General features: G+C 71.1%; 19 protein-coding genes and 2 riboswitches. Of the genes, 15 read left to right on the forward strand and 4 right to left on the reverse strand.

All coding sequences use genetic code 11. The features are described from left to right. Positions 1-18 precede the first annotated feature (18 nt). The 8 genes from AC07RV_RS21455 to AC07RV_RS21490 all read left to right on the forward strand — a co-directional run bounded on the left by AC07RV_RS21455 (position 19) and on the right by AC07RV_RS21490 (position 10,592). Positions 19-1,092 carry a porin gene (locus AC07RV_RS21455; RefSeq protein WP_296782106.1) on the forward strand — a complete coding sequence of 358 codons (1,074 nt, stop codon included), beginning with the start codon at positions 19-21 and terminating at the stop codon, positions 1,090-1,092. Between the two features lie 24 nt (positions 1,093-1,116). Then, complete coding sequence (locus AC07RV_RS21460; protein ID WP_296782107.1) at positions 1,117-2,640, forward strand: FAD-dependent oxidoreductase; 1,524 nt, start codon at positions 1,117-1,119, stop codon at positions 2,638-2,640. 4 nt (positions 2,641-2,644) lie between these two features. Then, on the forward strand, positions 2,645-3,988 hold the full coding sequence (locus AC07RV_RS21465; RefSeq protein WP_296782108.1) for an amidohydrolase family protein: 1,344 nt from the start codon (positions 2,645-2,647) through the stop codon (positions 3,986-3,988). Further along, positions 3,985-4,944, forward strand: coding sequence for an alpha/beta hydrolase (locus AC07RV_RS21470; protein WP_296782109.1), 960 nt, complete (start codon positions 3,985-3,987; stop codon positions 4,942-4,944). The genes AC07RV_RS21465 and AC07RV_RS21470 overlap by 4 nt, the downstream gene beginning before the upstream one ends. 22 nt (positions 4,945-4,966) lie before the next feature. Continuing rightward, positions 4,967-5,050: riboswitch (glycine riboswitch) on the forward strand. Positions 5,051-5,070: 20 nt separating this feature from the next. Next, positions 5,071-5,177: riboswitch (glycine riboswitch) on the forward strand. A 15-nt stretch (positions 5,178-5,192) separates the two neighbouring features. Beyond that, the gene (gene gcvT / locus AC07RV_RS21475; RefSeq protein ID WP_296782110.1) at positions 5,193-6,392 is read left to right on the forward strand and encodes a glycine cleavage system aminomethyltransferase GcvT; all 1,200 of its coding nucleotides are present in this window, start codon (positions 5,193-5,195) and stop codon (positions 6,390-6,392) included. An 83-nt stretch (positions 6,393-6,475) separates the two neighbouring features. Continuing rightward, a complete protein-coding gene (gene gcvH / locus AC07RV_RS21480; protein WP_296782111.1) occupies positions 6,476-6,847 on the forward strand; it encodes a glycine cleavage system protein GcvH in 372 nt (123 codons plus the stop codon). Positions 6,848-6,922: 75 nt separating this feature from the next. After that, positions 6,923-9,835, forward strand: coding sequence for an aminomethyl-transferring glycine dehydrogenase (gene gcvP / locus AC07RV_RS21485; protein WP_296782112.1), 2,913 nt, complete (start codon positions 6,923-6,925; stop codon positions 9,833-9,835). A gap of 25 nt (positions 9,836-9,860) precedes the next feature. Then, a complete protein-coding gene (locus AC07RV_RS21490) occupies positions 9,861-10,592 on the forward strand; it encodes a Crp/Fnr family transcriptional regulator (RefSeq protein ID WP_296782113.1) in 732 nt (243 codons plus the stop codon). Here the strand turns inward: AC07RV_RS21490 and AC07RV_RS21495 are convergent. Then, entirely contained in the window at positions 10,535-12,100 is a 1,566-nt protein-coding gene (locus AC07RV_RS21495) for an alpha/beta fold hydrolase (protein WP_296782114.1), read from the reverse strand. The two genes, AC07RV_RS21490 and AC07RV_RS21495, sit on opposite strands and share 58 nt — an antisense overlap. Before the next feature lie 270 nt (positions 12,101-12,370). On the opposite strand from AC07RV_RS21495, the gene AC07RV_RS21500 reads away from it, so the two are divergent. Genes AC07RV_RS21500 through AC07RV_RS21520 form a run of 5 tightly spaced genes read left to right on the forward strand, consistent with a single transcriptional unit; the run spans position 12,371 to position 19,226 of the window. Beyond that, positions 12,371-13,840, forward strand: a complete 1,470-nt coding sequence (locus AC07RV_RS21500; RefSeq protein ID WP_296782115.1) for an MFS transporter — start codon at positions 12,371-12,373, stop codon at positions 13,838-13,840. Beyond that, on the forward strand, positions 13,837-15,396 hold the full coding sequence (locus AC07RV_RS21505; RefSeq protein ID WP_296782116.1) for an FGGY family carbohydrate kinase: 1,560 nt from the start codon (positions 13,837-13,839) through the stop codon (positions 15,394-15,396). Before AC07RV_RS21500 ends, AC07RV_RS21505 begins: the two co-directional genes overlap by 4 nt. Beyond that, entirely contained in the window at positions 15,393-17,072 is a 1,680-nt protein-coding gene (locus tag AC07RV_RS21510; RefSeq protein WP_296782117.1) for a glycerol-3-phosphate dehydrogenase/oxidase, read from the forward strand. The genes AC07RV_RS21505 and AC07RV_RS21510 overlap by 4 nt, the downstream gene beginning before the upstream one ends. Continuing rightward, positions 17,069-18,619, forward strand: a complete 1,551-nt coding sequence (locus AC07RV_RS21515; protein WP_296782118.1) for an FAD-binding oxidoreductase — start codon at positions 17,069-17,071, stop codon at positions 18,617-18,619. Before AC07RV_RS21510 ends, AC07RV_RS21515 begins: the two co-directional genes overlap by 4 nt. 10 nt (positions 18,620-18,629) lie before the next feature. Beyond that, positions 18,630-19,226, forward strand: a complete 597-nt coding sequence (locus AC07RV_RS21520; protein WP_057596439.1) for a glycerol-3-phosphate responsive antiterminator — start codon at positions 18,630-18,632, stop codon at positions 19,224-19,226. Here the strand turns inward: AC07RV_RS21520 and AC07RV_RS21525 are convergent. The 3 genes from AC07RV_RS21525 to AC07RV_RS21535 all read right to left on the reverse strand — a co-directional run bounded on the left by AC07RV_RS21525 (position 19,223) and on the right by AC07RV_RS21535 (position 22,094). Continuing rightward, entirely contained in the window at positions 19,223-20,155 is a 933-nt protein-coding gene (locus AC07RV_RS21525) for a DUF3014 domain-containing protein (protein ID WP_444813755.1), read from the reverse strand. The two genes, AC07RV_RS21520 and AC07RV_RS21525, sit on opposite strands and share 4 nt — an antisense overlap. Before the next feature lie 178 nt (positions 20,156-20,333). Next, positions 20,334-21,002, reverse strand: coding sequence for an alpha/beta hydrolase (locus AC07RV_RS21530; protein WP_296782119.1), 669 nt, complete (start codon positions 21,000-21,002; stop codon positions 20,334-20,336). 30 nt (positions 21,003-21,032) lie between these two features. After that, the gene (locus AC07RV_RS21535) at positions 21,033-22,094 is read right to left on the reverse strand and encodes an NAD(P)H-dependent flavin oxidoreductase (RefSeq protein ID WP_296782120.1); all 1,062 of its coding nucleotides are present in this window, start codon (positions 22,092-22,094) and stop codon (positions 21,033-21,035) included. Between the two features lie 224 nt (positions 22,095-22,318). Between AC07RV_RS21535 and AC07RV_RS21540 the strand changes: the two genes are divergently transcribed. Both AC07RV_RS21540 and AC07RV_RS21545 read left to right on the forward strand, forming a co-directional pair. Continuing rightward, entirely contained in the window at positions 22,319-23,242 is a 924-nt protein-coding gene (locus AC07RV_RS21540) for a hypothetical protein (protein WP_296782121.1), read from the forward strand. A gap of 15 nt (positions 23,243-23,257) precedes the next feature. Further along, positions 23,258-23,884: a hypothetical protein gene (locus tag AC07RV_RS21545; protein WP_296782122.1), complete on the forward strand. Its 627-nt coding sequence runs from the start codon at positions 23,258-23,260 to the stop codon at positions 23,882-23,884. Positions 23,885-23,886 lie beyond the last annotated feature (2 nt).

The raw sequence follows: 23,886 nt of genomic DNA on the forward strand, positions 1-23,886 counted from the left end.
TCCGGGAGCCACACCCTCATGATCCAACGCAACACCCAGGCCCTGCTGCTCGCCCTGTCGGGGCTCTCGCTGGCGCAAGGCGCGCAGGCGCAATCGGAACTCAAGCTGTCGGGCCTGCTCGGCAGCGGCGTGCTCTACACCCGCGACTCGGGCGGCCGAAGCCAGCTGCAGATGACCTCGACGCATGCCGCGCCCTTCCTGGCGCTGACCGGCAGCGAATCGCTGGGCGGCGACTTGCGCGCGATCTTCCGCTGGAGCAATTCGGTCTTCGTCGACAGCGGAACGCTCGCGCCGCTCGAGAGCTACCTGGGCCTGAGCTCGGGCACCTGGGGCACGCTCACGCTCGGCGCGATGTACGACCTGCTCGCCGACGCGACGCCCTTCACCTCGGAGCGCTACACCTCGCTGCTCGCCACGCATCCCGGCAACCTGGACCGCACGGTCGGCAACTCGCTGAGCAACCTCGTCAAGTACAAGTCGCCGGTGTTCGGCGGCTTCCAGTTCGGCGCCATGTACGGCTTCGCGGAGGCGGATTCGACCACCAACGTCGGGCGCGCCGTTGGCGCGGAACTCAGCTATGCCAGCGGTCCGCTGCAGGCGCTCGCGATCTGGGAGTCGGTCAAGGGCATCCCGTATGCGCCCGCGACCCGGCTCGGCGTGCCCGCCCTCTACGGCGTCGACTTCACCAAGGCCCCGGGCACGACCCTGTCGCAGACGCAGGACACGGCCACGGTCGGGCTGGCCTACACCAGCGACGGCTGGCGCTGGATGGGCAACTACAGCCACACGCGCCTGTCGGCGGCCGGGCTGCAGCAGACGGAGACCGCGCGAACCATCGACGTCGGTGCCTACAAGTACCTCACGAACCAGTTGCGCATCGGCGGCGGCTATTCGCTCACGAAGCTCGCGAGCTACCGCTGGGACCAGGTGCACGGCCACATCGATTACGCGCTGTCCAAGCGCACCAGCCTGTACCTGCTCGGCGTGCTGCAGAAGGCGGGGCCCGGGCAGAAGGCGGTGCTGCGCAGCCAGGCCGTGGCCGGAGGCCGCCGCCAGTCGGCGTTCGAGGTCGGCATGACGCACGCCTTCTAAAAAGTTTTCTTCCAAGGAGATCGAGTGACCGGAGATTCAATGCAGTGGGACGTGATCGTCGTCGGTGGCGGCCCCTCGGGCCTGACCGTGGCGGCCGAGCTGGCGGGTTCGGGCGCGCGCACGCTGGTGCTGGAGCGGCGCATCGAGGGCGTGCAGTCGCGCGCGGGCACGCTGCTGCCGCGCGTGCTCGAGCTGTTCGATGCACGCGGCATCGCCGATCGCTTCATCGAGCGGACGAGGCAGATCCTCGACTACCCGTTCCGTTCGAGCCACATCTGGGCCGGCTTCCAGTCGATCGAGTGGGAGCACCTCGACACCCGCTTCGGCTTCACGCTCGGGCTGCCGCAGAACATGACCGAGGAGATCCTCTGGGACTGGGCGGCCGAGAGCGGCGCCGAGCTTCGCCGCGGTGCCGAGGTGCGCTCGGTGCGGCAGGACACGGAGGGCGTGGAGATCGAGGTGGCCGACCCGTCGGGCGCGGTATCGACGCTGTGCGCCAGATACCTGGTGGGCGCCGACGGCGGCCGCAGCACCGTGCGAACCCAGTGCGGCCTGCCCTTCGAGGGCCACTCGGGCACCTTCCGCGGCATCGTGATCGACGCCGAACTCAGCGCGCCCTGGCCCGGCGGGCGCACCGGCGCCGACAACGAAATGGGCTGGGTGCGCGGCTATGCCTTCGGCGAAGGCATCACGCGCTTCAACATCGTGCACCGCGACCGCCGCCATGCCGCCAAGGACGAGCCGGTGACGCTCGAGGAGGCGAAGCAGTGCCTGCGCGACGTGCTCGGCAGCGACTACGGCATCGAGGGCTTCCGCTGGGCCTCGCGCTTCGACGACCAGATGCGCGCCGTGCCCCGCCTGCGCCAGGGGCGCGTGTTCCTGGTCGGGGAATCGGCGCGCATCCACTACCCGGCCAGCGGGGTCGGCATGAACTTCTGCCTGCAGGATGCCTTCAACCTGGGCTGGAAGCTCGCGAACGTCGTCACGGGCGTGGCCGACGAGGCCACGCTGGACAGCTACGACGCCGAACGCCTGCCGGTGATGCATGCGCTGCTCGAGAGCGTGAAGGCGCAGTGCGTGCTGCAGTTCAACTTCGAGCCCGATGCGGTGGCGCTCAAGCGCCGGCTGGCCAGGCACATCATTCCGCTGCCCGAGGTGCAGCGCCAGCTGGTGCTCGAGCTGTGCGGGCTCGAGCAGCCCTACCCCGGTCGCGCCGGGGAAGCCGACCGCCACCCGCTGGCCGGCCAGCGGCTGCCCGACTTCGACCTCGTCACGCGCGACGGCCGCTCGGTGCGCGTCGCCGAGCTGCTGCGCGAGCGGCGCTTCCTGCTGCTCGATCTCGAGGGCAATTCGCGGCAGTTCGAATCGCTGGACTTGCAGGGCCTGCCCGTGACCCTGCTGCCGGCCCGCGTGGCGCGCGTGCCGCCCGCCATGCGCGGCGTGCAGGCGATGCTGGTGCGGCCCGATGCCTATGTGGCCTGGGCCACCGCGGACGTGACGCGCGCCGCCGAGGTCGAGACCGAACTCTCGCGCTGGATGAGGAGGTGATGCGATGAAGAACGACCACAGGCCACTGCTGATCGCGGGCGGCTGGGTACTGAGCATGGACCCGGCCATCGGCGAGCTGCGCCGTGGCGACGTGCTGATCGAGGGCCAGCGCATCGTCGCGATCGCGCCGAGCATCGATGCCCCCCAGGCCGAGCGGATCGAGGCCGACCGCATGATCGTGCTGCCCGGTTTCGTCGACACACATCGCCACACCTGGCAGAGCTGCGTGCGGCATCGCTACGCCGACATCGATTCGCAGGTCTACTTCGCCGAGATGCTGGGCGCCAAGGGCGCGGCCTACCGGCCCGAGGACGTCTACACCGGCACCTTGCTGGGCGCGGTCGCGGCACTCGACAGCGGCATCACCACCATGCTCGACTGGTCGCACGTGCAGAACAGCCCCGAGCATTCCGACGCGGCGATCGCGGCGCTGCGCGACGCCGGCATCCGCGGCGTGTTCGCGCACGGCTGGCCGCTGGTCGACGGCGCCTCGTGGATGTTCGGCAGCGAGCGCGGCCATCCGCAGGACATCCGGCGGCTGCGCGAGCGCTACTTCTCGAGCGACGACCAGCTGCTCACGCTCGCGATGGCCGCGCGCGGCCCCGAGATGGCGCGGCGCGAGACCTGGCTCGGCGACCTGCGGCTGGCGCGCGAACTCGGCATCCGCTCGAGCATCCACATGGGCGCCTACGCACGCAACGCCGCCGTGCGCGGCATCGCGCAGATGCACGAGGCCGGCGTGCTCGGCGACGACCTGACCTTCGTGCACTGCTGCTGCTCGCACCACGACGAGTTCTCGATGATGGCCGACGCTGGCGTCAGCGCCTCGCTCGGCGTGCACTGCGAGCTCAATGCGCAGGGCATGGGCGACATCCCGTTCGACCGGCTGCTGGCCGTGGGCATCCGGCCCAGCCTCAGCGGCGACACCGAGACCAAGTGCGCGGGCGACATGTTCACGCAGATGCGCCATGCCCTGGCCTATTACCGCTCGTGGATGGGCGGCGGCCATTCGAAGACGAAGAACGCCCCGGCGACGCTGGGCCTGCGCGACGTGCTCGGTTTCGCCACCCTGGCCGGCGCGCAGGCGAACGGCCTGGCACACAAGGTGGGCTCGCTCACGCCGGGCAAGCAGGCCGACGTGGTGCTGATCCGCGCCGACGACCTGAACCTGGCGCCGGTCTCCGACGCAGTGGGCGCGGTGGTGCTGGGCGCCCATCCGGGCAATGTCGACAGCGTGTTCGTCGCGGGGCGGCCGGTGAAGCGCGACGGTCGCCTGCTCGATGTGGACCTCGATCGGCTGCGGCAGCGCGCGGCGGATTCGCAGGCCTATGTGCTGGGGCTGGCATGAGCGCCGCGCTCGATCCCCAGCTCGCGACGATCGTCGCGGCCATGCGCGCCCATGGGGCCCCACCACCATTCTCGGGCACGCCCGCCGAGGCGCGCGAACGCATGCGCCGCGCGGTCATGGCGGCGCGCGAGCGCACGACGCTGCCGGTCGTGGCTTCCACCGAGGACCGCGTCGCCGAGCACCAGGGCCTGCGCGTGCCGGTTCGGATCTATCGGCCCGTCTCGACCGAAGCGGCGTTGCCGACCGTGGTGTTCCTGCACGGCGGCGGCTTCGTGCTCGGCAGCGTCGAACTGATGGACGACATCGCGCGCAAGCTCTGCCGCGACGTCGAAGCCGTGGTGGTCTCGGTGGACTACAGGCTGGCGCCCGAGCACCCGTTCCCGGCCGCGCACGACGATGCACTGGCCGCGACCCGCTGGGCGCTGGGCCATGCGGAAATGCTCGGCGGCGATCCGTCCCGGGTCGCCCTGGCCGGCGAGAGCGCGGGCGCCAACCTCGCGGCCTGCGCCGCGCTGGCGCTGCGCGGCCATGCGCGGCCGCTGGCGGCCCAGCTGCTGGTGGTGCCGGGCCTGGACATGGCGCGCGACGTGGCCGCGATCGAGGCCCGCGGCATCGACTACCCGATGCTCGCACCCGCTGACCTGCGCGAGATCGCCCGGCTCTGCATGGGAGCCTCGGCCCACCGCGCCGCCGAGGTGCCACCGTCTCCGCTGCGCGCGGCGAACGTCGCGGGCCTGCCGCCGACCCTGATCGCCGTCGCCGGCCATGACCCGCTGCGCGAGGAGGGCCTGGCCTACGCGCACCGGCTCGAGGCGGCCGGCGTGCCGACCCGGCTGCTGCGCTTCGACGACATGTTCCACCCGTTCTTCGGCTTCTTCGCGCACTCGGCCGCCGCCGGCCGGGCCCATGACGCCATCTGCCAGGCGCTGTCGGACCGGCTGCGCCGCCACGGCTGAAGCGGCCCGCAATCCACTACACTCGCCCGGGTCAGGAGAGAGCCCCGCACGGGGCCGCCGAAGGCGCAGGGAACCCCCGAACGCTCAGGCAAAAGGACTGACACAGCGCCGGCCTTCGCGGGACGGCGTTTCCTTGCTGGAGAGAGGCCGGTGCCGCAGGCGCCCGGTCCACCGAAGGAGCAAACCCCGATCGTGGGGCGAATCTCTCAGGTAAAGCGGACAGCAGGGGTGGCCCCATGGCGCGAGCCATGGCATTCGATTGCTGCCCCCAGGAGTGCCCCGTGGCTGCTTCCGCCCCCGAATCCGAACTGCTCAAGACCCCGCTGCACGCGCTGCACCTGGAACTCGGCGCCCGCATGGTGCCCTTCGCCGGCTATTCGATGCCGGTCCAGTACCCCGCCGGCCTGATGGCCGAGCACAGGCACACGCGCGAGGCCGCGGGCCTGTTCGACATCTCCCACATGGGCCAGCTGCGCCTGTCCGGCCCCGACGCCGCGGCCGCCTTCGAGACCCTGATGCCGGTCGACGTGATCGACCTGCCCGCGGGCAAGCAGCGCTACGGCCTGCTGCTCGACGACAAGGGCGGCATCCTCGACGACCTGATGTTCTTCAACGAAGGCAACGGCTCGCTGTTCGTGATCGTCAACGGCGCCTGCAAGGTGGCCGACATCGCCCACATCCAGCAGAAGATCGGCCAGCGCTGCCAGGTGCAGCCGCTGCCCGAGCAGGCGTTGCTCGCGCTGCAGGGCCCGCAGGCCGCGGCCACGCTGGCGCGGCTGTCGCCCGGCATCGAGCGCTTCGTGTTCATGACCGGCGGCGCCGTGCAGATCGGCGGCATGGCCGCCTTCGTCACGCGCAGCGGCTACACCGGCGAGGACGGCTTCGAGATCTCGGTCGCCGCGAAGGACGCCGATGCGCTGGCGCGGCTGCTGCTGGCCCAGCCCGAGGTCAAGCCCATCGGCCTGGGCGCGCGCAACTCGCTGCGGCTCGAGGCCGGCCTGTGCCTCTACGGCAGCGACATCGACACCGGCACCACGCCGGTCGAGGCCTCGCTCAACTGGGCGATCCAGAAGGTGCGCCGCACGGGCGGCGCGCGCGCGGGCGGCTTCCCCGGCGCCGAGAAGATCCTGGCCCAGCTCGTGGCCGCCACCGGCGCCGCTGGCCACCTCGACCACGACACCCTGAAGCGCCGCCGCGTCGGCCTGGTCGCGCTCGAGCGCATCCCGGTGCGCGACGGCACGCCGCTGCAGTCCTTCGAGGGCCAGGACATCGGCCAGGTCACCAGCGGCCTGCTGGGCCCGACGGCCGACCGGCCGGTCGCCATGGGCTACGTGGCCACCGCCTTCGCCGAGCCCGGTACCCGGGTGCAGGCCATCGTGCGCGGCAAGCCGGTGCCGATGGAGGTGTCGACCCTGCCCTTCGTGCCGACGCGCTACTACCGCGGCTGACGACCGGACATCCGGCGGACCGCCGTCGCGGCTAACCTACGCCCCGGCATCGGCCACTTTTTATCCACGAGGAGTTTTTCAACATGACCATCAAGTACACCAAGGACCACGAATGGGTGCAGGCCGAGGGCGGCAACGCCACGGTCGGCATCACCGTCCATGCGCAGGACGCGCTGGGCGACGTGGTCTTCGTCGACCTGCCCGAGGTCGGCAAGAGCTTCGCCCAGGGCGATGTCGCCGGCGTCGTCGAATCGGTGAAGGCCGCGGCCGACGTGTTCATGCCCGTCTCGGGCGAGATCACCGAAGTCAACGAAGCCCTGCGCGCCGATCCCTCGCTCGCCAACAGCGCGCCGCTGGCCGAAGGCTGGTTCTTCAAGGTCAAGCTGTCCGAACCGGCGCAGCTCGACGCGCTGATGGACGAAACCGCCTACGGCAAGTTCGCCGAGGAATCCTGAGCTCCTGAAACCGGATGGCCGGACGCGAAGGCTCGCGTCCGGAAGTCCGCTCCCCCTTCTCTTCCCCCGCCCGCCATGCCCACCCCCGCCGCCCTGCCCACCCTGCAAGAACTCGAGAACGCCGAGGAATTCATCGCCCGCCACATCGGCATCGATGCCGACGACGAGGCGCGCATGCTGCCCGTGATCGGGTCGGCCACGCGCGCCGAACTCATCGACGGCATCGTGCCCGCGGCGATCCGGCGCAGCAAGCCGATGCGGCTGCCGGCACCGGCCACCGAGGCCGACGCGCTGGCCGAGCTCAAGGCGATCGCGGCGAAGAACAAGGTGTTCCGCAACTTCATCGGCCAGGGCTACTACGGCACCCACACGCCGGGCGTGATCCTGCGCAACATCCTCGAGAACCCGGCCTGGTACACGGCCTACACGCCCTACCAGGCCGAGATCTCGCAGGGTCGCATGGAGGCGCTGGTCAACTTCCAGACCATGGTCTGCGACCTCACGGGCATGGCGATCGCCAATGCCTCGATGCTCGACGAGGCCACCGCGGCCGCCGAGGCGATGACGCTGGCCAAGCGCAGCGTGAAGAGCAAAAGCAACGTGTTCCTGGTCTCGGGCGACTGCCATCCGCAGACCATCGAGGTGGTGAAGACCCGCGCCGCGCCACTGGGCATCGAGGTCAAGGTCAGCACCGCTTCGGAAACCCTGCCGCACTTGATGGCCAGCGGCGAGTTCTTCGGCGTGCTGGCGCAGTACCCGGCCACCACCGGTCACGTGCACGACCTGCGCCCGCTCGCGGGCCACGCCCACCAGTACGGCGCGGCCTTCTGCGTCGCGGCCGACCTGCTGGCGCTGACCCTGCTCGCGCCGCCCGGCGAATGGGATGCCGACATCGTCTGCGGCACCACCCAGCGCTTCGGCATGCCGCTGTGCAACGGCGGCCCGCACGCGGCCTACCTGGCCTGCCGCGACGATTTCAAGCGCTCGCTGCCGGGCCGCCTGGTCGGCGTGAGCGTCGACACCCATGGCCGCCCCGCCTACCGCCTCGCGCTGCAGACGCGCGAGCAGCACATCCGGCGCGAGAAGGCGACCTCGAACATCTGCACCGCGCAAGTGCTGCCCGCGGTGGTCGCGAGCATGTACGCGGTCTACCACGGCCCCGACGGCCTCACGCGCATCGCGCAGCGCGTGGCCGCGCTCACCGCGATCCTCGCGCGCGGCCTGGCCCAGATGGGCCGCGAGCCGGTCAACGAGACCGCCTTCGATTCGCTGACCATCCGCACCGGCGACGACACCGCGAAGATCCTCGAGCGTGCGCAGGCCGCCAACGTGAACCTGCGCCAGCGGCTGCAGCAGCACCTTGGCATCTCGCTCGACGAGACCAGCACGCGCGCCGACGTCGAGACCCTGTGGGCGCTGTTCGTGCCCGCCGGCACGCCGATGCCGCGCTTCGAGGAGCTGGCCGCCAACACCGCGCCGCGCATCCCGCAGGCGCTGCGCCGCGCGAGCACCTTCCTGTCGCACCCGGTGTTCAACACCCACAAGAGCGAGACCGCGATGCTGCGCTACATCCGCAGCCTGTCGGACAAGGACCTCGCGCTCGACCGCAGCATGATCCCGCTGGGCAGCTGCACCATGAAGCTCAACGCGACCAGCGAGATGATCCCGATCACCTGGCCCGAGTTCGCGAACATCCATCCCTTCGCGCCGGCCGAGCAGCTGCAGGGCTATGCCCAGCTCGACGCCCAGCTGCGCGCCTGGCTCTGCGAAGCCACCGGCTACGCGGGCATCAGCCTGCAGCCCAATGCCGGCTCGCAGGGCGAGTACGCGGGCCTGCTGGCGATCCGCGCCTTCCACGAGGCCCAGGGCGAAGGCCACCGCAACATCTGCCTGATTCCCTCGTCGGCGCACGGCACCAATCCCGCGAGCGCGCAGATGGTGGGCCTGCAGGTGGTGGTGACGGCCTGCGACGCGCAGGGCAACGTCGACCTCGACGACCTGAAGCGCGCCTGCGAGAAGCACGGCAGGAACCTGGCCGCGGTGATGATCACCTACCCGAGCACGCACGGCGTGTTCGAGACCCGCGTGAAGGAACTGTGCGAGCTGGTGCATGCGCACGGCGGTCGCGTGTACGTCGACGGCGCCAACATGAACGCGCTGGTGGGCGTGGCCGCGCCGGGCGAGTTCGGCGGCGACGTGAGCCACCTGAACCTGCACAAGACCTTCTGCATCCCGCACGGCGGCGGCGGCCCGGGCGTGGGCCCGGTCTGCGTGGTCGAGGACCTCGTGCCCTACCTGCCGGGACATGCGACCGCGGGCGTGTCGGGCCATGGCGTGGGCGCCGTGTCCGCCGCGCCGCTGGGCAATGCGGCCGTGCTGCCGATCAGCTGGATGTACTGCCGCATGATGGGCGCGAAGGGCCTGCAGGCCGCGACCGAGACCGCGATCCTCAGCGCCAACTACATCAGCGCGCGGCTCAAGGACCACTACCCCACGCTGTACGCGAGCCCCAACGGGCACGTCGCGCACGAGTGCATCCTCGACCTGCGCCCGCTCAAGGACACCAGCGGCGTCACCGCCGAGGACGTCGCCAAGCGCCTGATCGACTACGGCTTCCACGCGCCCACGCTGAGCTTCCCGGTGCCCGGCACCTTGATGGTGGAACCGACCGAGAGCGAGCCGCTGGCCGAGCTCGACCGCTTCATCGAGGCGATGATCGCCATCCGCGGCGAGATCCGCCGCATCGAGGAAGGCGTCTGGCCGAAGGACGACAACCCGCTCAAGCACGCGCCGCACACGGCCGCGAGCCTGCTCGGCAGCGAATGGGGCCATCCCTATGCGCGCGAGCTCGGCGCCTTCCCGCTGGCCGGGCTCAAGGACGCCAAGTACTGGCCGCCGATCGGCCGCGTCGACAACGTCTACGGCGACCGCAACCTGTTCTGCAGCTGCGTGCCGGTGGGCGAGTACCAGGAAACCGAAGCGGCCTGATCCGCACCAGATCGGCCGACGCCGCATGGACCCCGGCGAGATCGCCTCGCTCAAGTCGCGCTGGCGCGGCTGCGTCTGGGCCCACACGCTGAGCGACGACGAGGCCGAAGTGCTGCTGCCGCAGCTGCGCTTCGTCGAACTCGCCGCGGGCCAGGCCATCTGGCACCGCGGCGATCCGGCCGAGCACTGGGTCGGCATGGGGCGCGGCAGCATGAAGCTGTGCACCACCTCGGCCTCGGGCAAGCCCGTGACCTTCATGGGCCAGGCCTTCAGCTGGGTCGGCGAGGTCGAGCTGATCCGCAACGAGCCGCGCTTCTGCGATGCGGTGGCGCTGTCCGACGCGGTGGTCATCAAGATGCCGAAGACGGCCTTCTTCCACCTGCTCGACGGCAACCGCGCCTTCAACCGCTTCGTGCTGCAGCTGCTGAGCGAGCGGCTCACGCAGTCGATGGCCGTCACGCTGTCGGACCGCACGCTCGATCCGGTCGCCAAGGTCGCGCAGAGCCTGGCCTCGCTGTTCAGCCCCGCGGGTTTTCCGCCGCGCTCGCTCGAGCTGCAGGTCTCGCAGGCAGAGCTCGCGCTCTACTGCAACATGTCGCGCTCGCGGCTCAACGCGGCGCTGCGGCGGCTCGAGGCCGAGGGCCTGCTGACGCTGGGCTACCAGGTCGTGACCTTGCGCGACCTCGATGCGCTGCGCGCCTACCGCGCCGCGCCATCGGCCGCGAGCGGCAGCCACACGCGGCCCGAGACCGCATAGGCGTTGTCGCCGGCGATGCCGGCCACCGGCGCGCCCGACGCGGGCGCCCAGACGTACTGCGCATGGGTGGCGAACAGCGCCACGCCGAGCTCGTCACCGGGCCGCAGGCGCGCGGCCACGCCGCCGAGCGCGATGCGCTGCCGCCCCGGCGGCGCGGGCACCACCTGGTCCGACAGCAGCATCAGCTCGCCGTTGCGGCGCAGCGCGAGCCCCACCAGGGCCACGCCGGGTCCGCCGGCGGCCCGCACGTCGAGCTCGGCCTCGGGCACGCCGGCCAGCACTGCGCCGCGCAGCGCATCGGTGGGCAAGGGAACGAAGACCGGCGCCGGCGAACCGGCGCGCACCTCGGTCCGCGCGAGGGCCGCGCCGAACTGCGCCGCGATCGGCGCCGTGCCCTCGAAGGCCGTGCCGTCGTCGAGCGCGATGCACAGCTGGGGCACCGAAGGCGCTGACGGCTCGATGTCGCGCAGCTTGGCATCGAGCCAGCCGAGCATCGCGTCCATGGCATCGACGCTGCCGCAGCGCGCGGGCTTGTCGCGCTGCCCCGCGCGCGGATTCACATGGCCCGAGCGCAGCACCATGAGCCGCACATCGCCGCCGACGGCTTTCAGCTGGCGCCAGTTGCGCAGGCCCTCGTCCATGTCGAACAGCACGTCCTCGCTGGCCTGCACCACCAGCGCATCGACGCGGCGCGACGGCTGCCCGGACCAGCTCAGGCCCGAGGGCCCGTGCGCCTGGTAGGCATCGCGCAGCCGCTGCGCATCGGCGCCCATGTCGTTCCAGGACCAGGCACCGGGCTTCGGCGCCGTCTCGCACAGCGGCCGCAGCAGGCCGCCGTCGCGCACCTTGCCGCGCTGCGCCATGAAGCATTCGAACTGCACGAAGCCCTGCTTGAGCACGCCCTGCGGCGCGAGCGAATGCTGCAGGTCGTACCAGGTCATCGACGGGATCGCGGTCGCGATGCGCGGCTCGAGTTGCGCGAGCTGCATCTGGTAGCCGCCACCGTACGAGCCGCCGATGCTGCCGATGCGCGGCTTGCCGTCGGCGCCCTTGCGCAGCGGCAGCTCGCGCTCGGCCCAGTCGATCAGGCTGCGGATGTCGGCGATCTCGACCTGCGGATCCATGATGCGGCTGTCGCCGCCGCTGTCGCCATGGCCGCGGTGGTCGAAGCTGATCACCGCATAGCCGCGCTCGACCAGCGTGGGCACGAGGCGGTCGACGCGCGACCAGTAGCTCGCGCCCGGGTCGGTGTCGCGCGGCGGCAGTTCGCGCAGCCGGCCGAGGCCGAAGCCGCTCGCATGCAGCACCAGCGGGTAGCCGCCCTCGGGCTTCGCATCGGGCAGGAACAGCGTGAACGCGACCTTCGTGCCCCTGGCCGCATCGGCGCCCGCGAGCGGATCGGGCACCGACGATTGCAGCGCATGCTGCTGCACCGTGGCCGCGTGCGCCGCCGGCAAGGCCAGGCAGGCGGCGGCGCACAGCGCGATGGCGTGGATCAGGGTCTTCATGTCTCGTTCGTTCCTCGTCATGTCTTTCGAAGCACGCGACTCTAGGAACGAGGGCCGCCGCTGTTTGTCCCCGCGGGAACAGATGCAACACGGTGGCTTCTGGCGGTTCTAGTGGTTAACACCGCCTCGAATCACATTCATTGACGGATTGAAAACTTCGCACTTAGAATTTCGGCGCAGGTTCAGATTTAAAGACCATCTGTGAGATGGCTTTGTCGCGCCTGCATGGTTTGCATCGTCTTCTTGCGGATTATTCCAATGGAGACAACTGTGCAACCCAACGCGCTCAAGATCCGCGGCATCGACGATGTCATCGCCTACCTGGATTCACGCCAGGGCATCAAGGGCCGGGCCGCCGTCATCTGGTGGCTCGCACTCGGCGGACTGTTCCTCGACGCCTTTTCCAATTCCGCACTGAGCGCGGGCCTCGGGCCCATGACGCGCAACCTCTCGCTGAGCGCCGCGCAGGTCGCGCTGATGACCTCGATGGCCTCGTGGGTCGCGATCGCCTTCAATCCCATCGGCGGCTGGATGGCCGACCGCTGGGGCCGCATCCGGCCGCTGATCCTCGCCAAGGTGCTGGCCGTCACGGGCGCGGTGATCGTGGTGTTCGCGCCGGGCTTCGAGACGATCCTGGTCGGCCGCTTCTTCGTGGGCGCGGCCTACGGCATCGACTTCGCGATCGCGATGGCGGTGCTGGCCGAGTTCACGCCGGCGCGCTTCAAGAGCCGGCTCAACACCTGGCAGGGCATGTGGTACCTGGCCGTCTGCAGCAACCTGCTGCTGGCGCTGATGTTCTATTCGTGGAACGTGGGCGATTCGATCTGGCGCTACTCGGTGGCCGCCACCGCGGTGTTCGGCCTCGCGATCCTGCTGCTGCAGTTCGCGCTGCTGGTCGAGAGCCCGGTCTGGCTCGCGCGCAAGGAGCGGCTCGACGAGGCCGCCGCCGCCATGAGCCGCATCTATGCCGAGCGCTTCGCCGCCGCGCCGCGCCACGAGCGCGTGCCGGTCACGAACCAGGCGCGCCGCGGCGCGGCCAACGTGCTGCTGATCTTCCGCGGTGTCTACCTGCCGCGCACCATCCTCGCGGCCACGGTGCAGATCGGCCAGTCGATCCAGTACTTCGCGGTCGGCTGGTACCTGCCGCTGATCAGCGCCACGCTGTTCGGCAAGGACTTCGCGCAGGCCACCATCGGCGCGCTGGCCTTCAACGTGTTCGGCATCTTCGGCGGCTTCCTCTCGCCGTGGATCGGCCGCAAGCTCGGCCTGCGCCGAGCCTCGGCCTTCGGCTTCGCGATGGTGTTCCTCATGCTGCTGACGCTGGGCCTGTTCCATGGCCGCATGCCGTTGTGGCTGGCGGTGGCGGTGCCCTCGCTGTTCATCCTGTTCCATTCGGGCGGGCCGGGCGCCAACGGCAAGAGCCTGTCCTCGCTGTCCTTCCGCAGCGAACTGCGCGCGGGCGCCAACGGCATCATCGGCGCGCTCGGCTCCATCGGCGCGGCCCTGGGCCTGCTGGTGTTCCCGCTGTTCCGCGAGAAGTACGGGCTCGAGCACACCTTCCTGATCCTCTCGGTGGTGCCGCTGATCGCGAGCGCGATCTGCTTCGCGATCCGCTGGGACCCGACCCGTACCGGAATCAATCCCGACAACGAAGCCGGCGCGCCGCAGTTCAAGGACGACGCGCGCACCGGCATCCCCTCCGAATCGCTCCAACCCGCCGTGGGAAAAATGAACCGATGAGCTCCACCACCGAGGACGTGATCCTCTCCATCGACGAAGGCACCTCGGGCACGCGCGCCGCGGTCGTCGGCCGCGACGGCCACGTCTCCTGCCTCGAGTACGCGCCCCTTTCGGTCGACACGCCGCGCCCCGGCGTGGTCGAGCAGGACGCCGACGCGATCCTCGCGAAGACCCTCGCCGTGTGCCGCGCCAGCGTGGCGCGCGCCCAGGCCGAGGGCAAGCGCATCGCCGCGCTCGCCATCGCCACCCAGCGCTGCTCGGCCGTGCTGTGGGACACCCACACGGGCCGCGCGCTGGTGCCCGTGATGGTCTGGCAGGACACGCGCCATGTCGACGAACTGGCGCGCCTCGCGCCCGAGTGGGACGCGCCGCTGATGCGCCAGCTCGGCCGCCCGGTCGGCGTGCGCTCGCCCTACCTTTGGGCCACGCACCACCTGCGCGACACGCCGGCCGTGGCGCATGCCTTCGAGCAGGGCCGGCTCGGCTTCGGCACCATCGACAGCTGGCTGCTGTGGCACCTGTCGGAGCGGCGCGAATGCGTGACCACGCCGACCAACGTGACTTCGGGCAACGCCTACGTGCTGGCCGAGCACCGCTACCAGCTCGAGTGGATCGACACCCTGGGCTTTCCGCGCGCGCTGCTGCCCGCACTGCGCGAGGATGCCGGCGACCTGGGCCGCACGCGCGCCGAGCTGCTCGGCATCGCGGTGCCGATCCTCGCCTGCGCGGGCGACCAGCATGCGGGCGCCGTCGGCCTGGGCTGCCTCGACCGCGCGCAGGCCATGTGCGTGCACGGCACCGGCAGCTTCGTCGACGTGATCACCGGCACCGTGCCGCCCCTCGACGCGGGCCTGCATCCGGGCACGCTCGCCATGACGGCGCGGCGCTCGGGCGGCGTCTCGCACTTCGCGGTCGAGACCTATGTGGCCACCACCGGCTCCGCGCTCAACTGGGTCTGCGAGAAGCTGCAGTGGTTCGAGAACGCGGCGCAGATCGGCGCGCTGGCGGCCGAGGCCGCGAGCGCGAACGGCGTCAGCTTCGTTCCCGCTCTCACGGGCCTGCGCGTGCCCGCAATGGAGCCGGCCGCGCGCGCCTCTCTCACGGGCATCTCGATGGCGACCACGCGCGCCGAGGTGGCGCGCGCGGTGCTCGAGGGCATCGCGCATTCGGTGGCCGCGTGCATCGCGGCCAACGAGCAGGTCTCGGGCCTGCAGGTGTCCGAACTCGTGGTCGGCGGCGGCCTGTCGGGCAGCTCGACCCTGCTGCAGATCCAGGCCGACCTCAGCGGCATGCCGGTGCGCCGAATGGCCGAGACCGAGCGCGCGAGCCTGCGCGGCGCCGCCTTCCTCGCGGGTGCCTCGGGCCTGCTGTGGCCCTCGCTGCAGGAGGCCCGCGCCACGCTGGCCACCGACGCGGTGTTCGAACCCGCGATCGGCGCCGACGAGCGCGAGGCCCGGCGCGCGCAATGGCAGGCACGGGTCGACTCCGAGCTCGCGCATGCGCAGCGCTTCAAGAACCCATCACTTTCCACCACGCCAGGAGAACTTCCACGATGAGGGTCCTGCCATCCCTTCGACCGGCCAGGGACCGCGCCGAGATGACGGCCACCGAGCCCCTGCGCCTGCACCGCCCCGACCTGCTCGCGCGCCTGGGCGACGAGCACTTCGACATGCTGATCGTCGGCGGCGGCATCACCGGCGCCTATGCCGCGCTCGATGCCAGCCTGCGCGGCTACCGCGTCGCGCTGGTCGAGAAGGACGACTTCGCCTTCGGCACCTCGTCGAAGTCCTCGAAGATGGTGCACGGCGGCCTGCGCTACATCGAGCAGGGCAACCTGGGCCTGGTGCGGCACTCGCTGCTCGAGCGCCAGCGCCTGCGCCGCAACGCGCGCCACCTGGTGCAGCGCCTGCCCTTCCTGTTCCCGGTGATGGAGCGCGAGGGCGTGTTCGACAAGCGCCTGGCCAAGGCCTTCGAGAGCCTGCTGTGGACCTACGACATCGCGGGCGGCTGGCGCGAGGGCATCCTGCACCAGAAGCTCAGCAAGGCCGAGGTGCTGTCGCACTGCCCCACCTTCCGCGAGGAGCACCTGACCGGTGGCTTCATGTACTTCGACGCGCGCGTGGACGACGCGCGCCTCACGCTCAACGTGGCGCGCACCGCCGCCTTCCACGGCGCTGCGGTGCTCAACCATGCGAAGGCGATCGAGATCACGCGCGACGCGCACGGCAAGGTCGACGGCGCGATCGTGCAGGCCGACGGCCGCGAGATCCGCGCGCGCGCCCGCGTCGTGGTGATGGCCACCGGCGTCTGGCTGCGCGACTGGGACGGCCGGCGCAAGAACGAGGAGAAGACGCTCAACGTGCGCCCGGCCAAGGGCGTGCACGTGGCGATCCCCTGGCTCAAGATCCGCAACGACTGCACCGTGACCATCCCGGTGCCGGGCCGCAACCGGCGCGCGACCATCACGCGCTGGGGCAACGTCTCCTACCTCGGCACCACCGACGAGGACTACGAGGGCAACCTCGACGACGTCTGCTGCACGCGCGAGGAGCTCGACTTCCTGCTCGAGGGCGCGCGCTCGGCGCTCAAGACCGACCTGCGCGCCGAGGACGTGGTCGGCAGCATCGCGGGCTGCCGTCCGCTGGTGGCGCCGCCCGGCGGCAAGACGCTCGAGATCAAGCGCAACCACGAGATCCGCACCGCCTCCGACGGACTGCTGACCATCGTCGGCGGCAAGCTCACCACCTCGCGCCACATGGCCGAGCAGACCATCGATGCCGCGCAGAAGGTGCTGGGCCGGCGCGCCGGCTGCACCACCAAGTCGGCCTTCCTGCTCGGCGCGGCCGGCTACGACGCGCAGGCGATCACCGCCTCGGGCGGGCTCTCGGCCCACCTCGGCGAGCGCTACGGCACCGAGGCGCGCTTCGTCAGCGACATCCTGCAGAACGACCCCGGCCTGCAGAAGCCGATCGTCGAAGGCCTGCCCTACAGCGAGGCCGAGATCGTCTACGCGGTGCGCCACGAACTCGCCCGCACCGTCGACGACGTGCTGTCGCGGCGCATCCGCGCGCGCCTGATGGCGCGCGACGCCTCGGGCCGCGCCGCGGACCGCGTGGGCGAAATCCTCCAGGCCGAACTCGGCCTGTCCCCCGCCGAGACGGCGCAGCAGGTCACCAGCTACCGCGCCGCCCTCGCACACGAAAAATCCATCCTCATGGGAGAAAGCAGATGATCAGCAAGGACGCCATCCAGCGCGGCTACAACCGCCGCAACTACATCGTCGGTGCGCACACGCCACCGGCCTATGCGAAGACCATCGCGGCCACCGACGGCCCGGCGGGCCTGCAGCGCGCGCCGATCGCGGTGCCGCCCGCGCAGCTCGAGGCGCTGCGCCAGGCCGCCGACGAGGTGCTCACCGCCACCGCCGACGTGGTGGCCTGGACGCGCGACTGGTGGGCCGGCTCCATGGTCAGCGAGACCGGCGGCCGCCCCGCGACGCCGCAGGCCGCGATCGTGCGTGTCTCCACCGTCGAGCAGATCCAGGCCGTGATGCGCATCGCGCACGCGGCATCGATTCCCGTCACCGTGTCGGCCGGCCGCAGCAACGTGACCGGCGCGGCGCTGCCGGTGCGCGGCGGCATCGTGCTCGACGTCTGCGAGCTCAACAAATTCATCGGCTTCGATGCCGAGAGCCAGATCGTCGAGGTCGAGGCCGGCATGTTCGGCGACGTGTTCGAGGAGGCCATCCAGCGCGACCACCGGATGACCATGGGCCACTGGCCCTCGTCCTTCGGCATCAGCACGGTCGGCGGCTGGGTCGCCTGCCGCGGCGCGGGCCAGCTCTCGACGCGCTACGGCAAGATCGAGGACATGGTGTTCGGCATGGACGTGGTGCTGGCCGACGGCAGCCTCGTCACCGTGGGCGGCTACTCGCGCGCCGCGGTCGGCGCCGACCTGCAGCAGTTGTTCATCGGCTCCGAGGGCACGCTCGGCGTGATCGTGCGCGTGCGGCTCAAGCTGCACCGCCTGCCCGACTACGGCCGCGCCATCGCCTTCGGCTTCGACAGCTTCGCCACCGGCCTCGAGGCCTGCCGCCAGATCATGCAGCGCGGCGCCAACCCGGCCGCGCTGCGGCTGTACGACGCGCTCGAGAGCAAGGTGCAGTTCGAGCTGGCCGACACGCACGTGCTGCTGATCGCCGACGAGGGCGCGCCCGAGATGGTCGACGCGGTCATGGCGATCAGCGAGCGCGCCTGCCGCGAGCTGGGCCGCGAGCTCGACGGGCCCGTGATCTTCGAGCGCTGGCTCGACACCCGTTACCTCACGGGCAAGAGCGCCGAGGGCTTCAAGCGCAGCCCGGGCTTCGTGGCCGACACGCTCGAGATGAGCGGCCGCTGGAGCGACCTGCCCGCGATCTACGACGAGGTGGTGGCCGCGATCAACGCCGTGCCCGGTACGCTGGCCGGCTCGGCCCACCAGTCGCATGCCTACGTGGACGGCGCCTGCCTCTACTTCTCGCTGCGCGGCGAGGTCGAGGTGGCGGACCGCGCGCGCTGGTACCGCGCGGCCTGGGACGCGGCCAACGCGGTGCTGGTGCGCCACAATGCCGCGTTGAGCCACCACCATGGCGTCGGGCTGCTGCGTGCGCCCTACATGGCCGACTCGCTGGGCAGCGCCTTCCCGGTGCTGCAGGCGATCAAGCGCACGCTGGACCCGAAGAACATCCTGAACCCGGGCAAGCTCGGCCTCACCGACGAGCTGCCCCCTTCCGCAGACTGAGCCCCATCGAATGGACCGTTCCCTCGGCGCGCGCCTCGCGCGGCACCCGATCATCGCGACGCTCTACGGCGCGGAGCAGATCGACAGCTTCGTCGACAGCGCGAGCGAGATCGCCATCGTCGCGAACGTGGAGCTGCGCCGGCTGCAGGCCGTGGTCGCGACCATCACGCGCGCGGACAAGATCGCCATCGTCAACATCGACAGCTGCGAGGGCATCTCGCCCGACAAGGGCGGCGTGGAGTACCTGGCCGAGATCGGCGCGACCAGCCTGGTGTCCACGCGCGTGGCGACCATCCAGCGCGCCAACCGCGCCGGCCTGCTGACCATGCAGAAGGTGTTCGTGACCGACCGCTCGACCTGGCCGCGCAGCGTGAAGGCGCTCGAGCAGAGCGACCCGAACCTGGTCCAGCTGATGCCCGCGCCGATGCTGCCTCACATCTCGATCAAGGAGCGCAACGCGCTGCCGCCGATCGTCGCCTCGGGCTTCGTGATCACCACCAACGACGTGCGCAGCGCGCTCGCGGCCGGCGCGGTGGCGGTGTCGACCAGCGACACCGCGATGTGGAGCCTCGACATCCAGGCGCCGAAGACCGGCGCGGCGGGCTAGGACTTCTTCTTCGCGACCTCGCCCGTGGCGATCTGCTGGCGCAGCGCGCGCAGGCTGGCCTTGAGCTTGCGCTCGTTCTCCGGGCCCATGCGCACCATGATCTTCTGGCCCGCGCTGAGCGACTCGAGCTGGGGATCGACGTACTCGTAGCGCGTCCACGGGCGCTGCGAGGGATAGTCGCCCTTGACCTCGACCAGCCGCACCTGCACCGGGCCCTTGGGCTCGGGCGCGGCCAGCAGGTGGTCGATGACCGCGATCAACCGGTCGTTGAAATAGCGGCCCGGATAGCCGAGCTCTTCATAGGCCTGCTGGAACAGCGGATAGAGCCGCGCGTACACGCCCGCGGCCTTGGCCGGGTCGACCGATTCGGCGAGCAGCACGAAGCCGTTGTAGCGCGCGGCATTGTTGGCCGCGATGGTCTGGTTGGCGCCCTGCCCCTCGGTGATGAAGCGCTGGCCCGTGGGCTGCACCGGCCAGGCGCTCGCGGGCGCCTGCTCGCGCGCGAGGTTGTCGACCGTGGCGACGAAGCGCCGCGCCACGCCGTCGGGGCGCAGGAAGGTGTTGGCGTTCTTGCCGCCAAGCAGTTCGGCCAGCGCCTTCAGCACGCGCGAGTCGGAATCGGCCAGCGAGGGCAGCGCTGCATCGGGCGGCGCGAGCGCGTCGACCGGGTTCTGCGGCCCCGAGGCCACGGGGGCCGGCGCGGGCGCGGGCGGTGCGTCTTCGGGCGTGGTGGCGGCCACCGGCGGTGCCACGGGTTGTTGCTGTTGCTGGTACCAGCGCCAGCCGAAGTAGCCGGCCACCAGCAGCACCAGCACGAGCAGCGCCCACGGCAGCATGGAGCGCTCGCGGCGCGGTGCGTAGTCGCGGGTCTCGCCCGCGGTGCTCATGTCGCGTTCGGCACGGAGTTCGTTGTTGTCGTTCTCGGGCATGTCGGCGTGTCTTTCCTGTGGCGTGCGATGCGTGATGACGAACCGTCATGTTGCACCAACAAGGGCCCCGGGAGCCCGGGGCCTCGTAACCCCGTGTGACGCCCTCGCCACACGGAAGTTCAGCCCCGCCCTCGACACGCAGGCGCCGCCACCGGTTTCCGGGGCGCGCGCTCGGCGCTCAGTGCGCGGCCGTCAGCGACTGCAGCCAGGCCAGCGTGCCTTGCAGCTCGGCCGGCCGGATCTCGTGGCCGCCGGGGAAATCGCTGCCCGCGAGCGCGAGCGGCAGGCCGCGTGCCAGTTCGCGCGTGGCCTGCGCGGCCGCGGGCGGAATCACGTTGTCGGCGCTGCCATGGCTCACCCACAGCGACTTGCCCTCGAAGGCCTCGGGCGCGGCCACCTGGGGCAGCACCTGCGGCAGCAGCCGACTGTGCCAGACCATCGCGGCGCGCATCGACGCCGGCCTGGTCAGCAGCAGCGACAGCGCCATGATCCCGCCCTGGCTGAAGCCGCCGACCACCACGCGCTCGGGCGGAATGCCCAGTTGCGCCGAGGCCGAGGCCAGCATCTCGCCGACCAGGAAGCGGCTCTCGCGCTCCTGGTCCTCGTCGATGCGGCGTTGGCCATCGGCCAGCACCTCGAACTCGAACCAGGCATAGGAACCCGGCGTGAGCACATAGGGCGCGCGCAGGCTCAGCACGTGGAACTGCGGCGGCATCAGGCGCGCGAGGCCGAACAGGTCCTGCTCGTTGCTGCCCACGCCATGCATCAGCACCAGCAGCCAGGGATCGCGCGTGCCGGCGGCGGTCGGTTGTTCGAGGAATTGGAGCGGCAGTTGGAGCGTGGTCATGTCGATGGAAGAGGAAAGCGGAAGGTCCTGTCAGCGCACCGAGGCCTTGAAGCCTTCGGCCAGCGAGCGCGTGATATCGGCGGTGGGCTGTTCGCGGCAGCCGCTCGCGTTCTGACCCGACCACAGCGGAGAGAAGTCGCCGCTGCCCTGGGCCTCGGCCTTGGCGCGCAGCGGCGCGATCGCCGAGGTGGCGAGCGGGAATTCGGGCGCGGGGCCGATCGGGCCCAGCTCGCGGATCACGCGGTTGACGATGCCGCGCGCGGGCCGGCCGGTGAACAGGTTGGTCAGCGCGGTGTGGCGCGCGGCCTCGCTCTTGAGCGCGCCGCGGTGCATGGCGCTGGTGGTGGCCTCGTTGGCCAGCAGGTAGGCCGTGCCCACCTGCACGCCCGCGGCGCCCAGCGCCATCGCGGCCGCCACGCCCTGCGCATCGGCGATGCCGCCCGCGGCGATCACCGGCACGCGCAAGGTCTGCGCCAGTTGCGGCAGCAGCGCGAAGGTGCCCAGCTGCGCCGTGAGGTCGTGCGACAGGAAATGGCCGCGGTGCCCGCCGGCCTCTAGGCCCTGCGCGATCACCGCGTCGGCGCCGTTCGCCGCGAGCCAGCGGCCCTCCTCGACCGTGGTGGCCGAGGCCAGCACCTTGGCGCCCCAGTCCTTCACGCGCGCGAGCAGCTCGGCCGACGGCAATCCGAAATGGAAGCTCACGACCGGCGGACGGAACTCGGCCAGCAGCTCGGCGATCTCGGCGCTGAACGGGTTGCGGCCCGGGCCGGCCGCGATGCCCGCGGGGTCGATGCCGAACTCGGCGTAGTAGGGACCGAGCGCGGCGCGCCAGGTGGCTTCGCGCTCGGCACTCGGCACCGGCGGCTGGTGGCAGAAGAAGTTGAGGTTGTAGGGCTTGTTCGTGCCCGCGCGGATCGCCGCGACCTCGCCGCGGATCGCGTCGTTCGAGAGCATCGCGCAGGGCAGCGAGCCCAGCGCGCCCGCGTTGCTCGCGGCGATCGCCATCGCGCTGCCCTGCACGCCCGCCATGGGGGCCTGGATCAGCGGCAGTTCGGTGCCCAGCAGTTGCAACAGCGTCGAGGTGGTGGTCATGAAAGATGCTCCAGTGCGAACGGGGATTCTTCGGAAGGCGCGGCATGCCGATGCGCGCGCCGCACGCCCCGATTCTGAAGGGAAGCGCGGTCGGGCCGCCCGCGCGGGGTCATCGGCGCGGCTTGAGCAACAATGCCCGCATGCGCACACCGACCCCGTCGAACCGCCCTGCTCGGCACCGCCGGCCCCTTGCATCGCTCGCGGGGCTCGCCGTGAGTACCGTGATGTTCATTCTGCTCACGGCCTGCACGAAGAACGAATCCGAAAGTGCGACATCGGCGCAGGACACGGCCGCCGTGGAGGCCACGCCCGCCGCCGCGGACCCGGCGCCGCCCGCCACGCCCCGGCCCGAGTTCTCGGCCACGCTGCAGCGCGATGCGCTGATGGCGCTGCTGTTCGAGCCGCCGCCCGCCGGCGAGACCGCGAGCCGCACCGATGACGTGCAGCTGCCCGAGATCGGCAACGACGGCAAGCCGATGACCGAGGGCTTCGCGCCGACCCGTGCCCAGGTCTCGCCGCGCGAGGTGGTCCGGCTCGACGACACGCATGCCGTGCTGCTCACCGAGACCGTGCCGGTCGACGACCGCGGCCAGCCGATGGATGCCCACGTGGCGGGTGCATGGCTCGGCGCCTATTTCTTCGAGCATGGCGACGCGGGCTGGAAGCTCGCGGGCCGCAACGACGGCGTCGACTACCTCGGCTTCTCGGGCAACATCGGCCTCACGCGCGTGGAACGCATCGCGCCGCAGCGCTTCGTGCTGACCGTCACGAGCGGCAGCTGCTGGCAGGGCTACTGCGGCAGCTGGCTCTCGGTCTACGAGATCGGCGCCGCCGAGGTGCGCCAGCTGATCGAGGGCGTGCCGCTGGGCGCCGACAACGGCGGTGCCGACGGCGCCTGCGAGCCGGTGCTGCAGGCCACGCGCCCCGAGGAAGCGCCGCGCGGCGCCTGCTACCGCATCGACGGCAAGCCCGAGTTCGCGCTCGGCACGCAGGACGATCCGGGCGAGCTGCAGATCGTCTTCAAGGGCGCGCGCACGCGCGATGCGAACAATCTGCGCGTCGAGACCGTCGACGAACAGCTGGTCTACAGCCTGCGCAACGGCGCCTATGCGCTGGTGCAGGGTCGCAATCCCGTGCCCTCGTTCTGAGACGGGCGCCGAGCGATGGGCTTCATCCCCGACCGCCGCATCGAAGCCGAGGCCACCGAGGCCGCGACCGAGATGATCGAGCGCGCGCGCCGCAACTTCGACGTGGCGCTCGACTTCACCGATGCCAGCATCCGCAAGGTCGAGGCGCTGCTGCAGCAGCTGCACCTGCGCGCGCGCAACGACAAGCCGAGCGACGCGCAGGTCTTCGACTACGCCAAGGGCCTGGGCAGCTACGTGGGTGAGGTGTTCCGCCGCAACCATGGCGCCGAATGGGGCGTGGTCGCGCTCGGCGACGACAGCTACCCCGGCATGCGCAGCACCCACCGCGAGCAGTTGTTCTGGCCCTGGCGCCGCGCCTACAACCGCATCGTCAACGGCCCCGAGGACAACGTCTGGCACTACTACCAGCTGCTGGTGGAACGCGCGGGCGGCACCCTGGCCGTGCACGACGACGGCATGCCGTCGAACTTCGCGCCACCGACGATGAACTACGGCCGCGCGCGCGCCGCGGCCACCGCGAAGGGCTCGCCGAGCGTGCGCTTCAGTGCGAATGCAATGGGCGGCGTGCCCGGGCGCGCGAAGCGGCCCGCAACCTCGGCCGCGCCCGCGCCGGTGCGCAGGCCCTGGTGGAAATTCTGGTGAAC

It is taken from the genome of Variovorax sp. GW821-FHT09B01, from assembly GCF_059418345.1.

Coding starts and splice junctions, on each gene's coding strand:
- AC07RV_RS21490 (WP_296782113.1), top strand. CDS start 9,861: ATGGACCCCGGCGAGATCGCCTCGCTCAAGTCGCGCTGGCGCGGCTGC.
- AC07RV_RS21510 (WP_296782117.1), top strand. CDS start 15,393: ATGAGGGTCCTGCCATCCCTTCGACCGGCCAGGGACCGCGCCGAGATG.
- AC07RV_RS21505 (WP_296782116.1), top strand. CDS start 13,837: ATGAGCTCCACCACCGAGGACGTGATCCTCTCCATCGACGAAGGCACC.
- AC07RV_RS21515 (WP_296782118.1), top strand. CDS start 17,069: ATGATCAGCAAGGACGCCATCCAGCGCGGCTACAACCGCCGCAACTAC.
- AC07RV_RS21470 (WP_296782109.1), top strand. CDS start 3,985: ATGAGCGCCGCGCTCGATCCCCAGCTCGCGACGATCGTCGCGGCCATG.
- AC07RV_RS21495 (WP_296782114.1), bottom strand. CDS start 12,100: ATGAAGACCCTGATCCACGCCATCGCGCTGTGCGCCGCCGCCTGCCTG.
- AC07RV_RS21545 (WP_296782122.1), top strand. CDS start 23,258: ATGGGCTTCATCCCCGACCGCCGCATCGAAGCCGAGGCCACCGAGGCC.
- gcvP (WP_296782112.1), top strand. CDS start 6,923: ATGCCCACCCCCGCCGCCCTGCCCACCCTGCAAGAACTCGAGAACGCC.
- AC07RV_RS21535 (WP_296782120.1), bottom strand. CDS start 22,094: ATGACCACCACCTCGACGCTGTTGCAACTGCTGGGCACCGAACTGCCG.
- AC07RV_RS21520 (WP_057596439.1), top strand. CDS start 18,630: ATGGACCGTTCCCTCGGCGCGCGCCTCGCGCGGCACCCGATCATCGCG.
- AC07RV_RS21455 (WP_296782106.1), top strand. CDS start 19: ATGATCCAACGCAACACCCAGGCCCTGCTGCTCGCCCTGTCGGGGCTC.
- AC07RV_RS21540 (WP_296782121.1), top strand. CDS start 22,319: ATGTTCATTCTGCTCACGGCCTGCACGAAGAACGAATCCGAAAGTGCG.
- AC07RV_RS21525 (WP_444813755.1), bottom strand. CDS start 20,155: ATGCCCGAGAACGACAACAACGAACTCCGTGCCGAACGCGACATGAGC.
- gcvH (WP_296782111.1), top strand. CDS start 6,476: ATGACCATCAAGTACACCAAGGACCACGAATGGGTGCAGGCCGAGGGC.
- AC07RV_RS21530 (WP_296782119.1), bottom strand. CDS start 21,002: ATGACCACGCTCCAACTGCCGCTCCAATTCCTCGAACAACCGACCGCC.
- AC07RV_RS21465 (WP_296782108.1), top strand. CDS start 2,645: ATGAAGAACGACCACAGGCCACTGCTGATCGCGGGCGGCTGGGTACTG.
- gcvT (WP_296782110.1), top strand. CDS start 5,193: ATGGCATTCGATTGCTGCCCCCAGGAGTGCCCCGTGGCTGCTTCCGCC.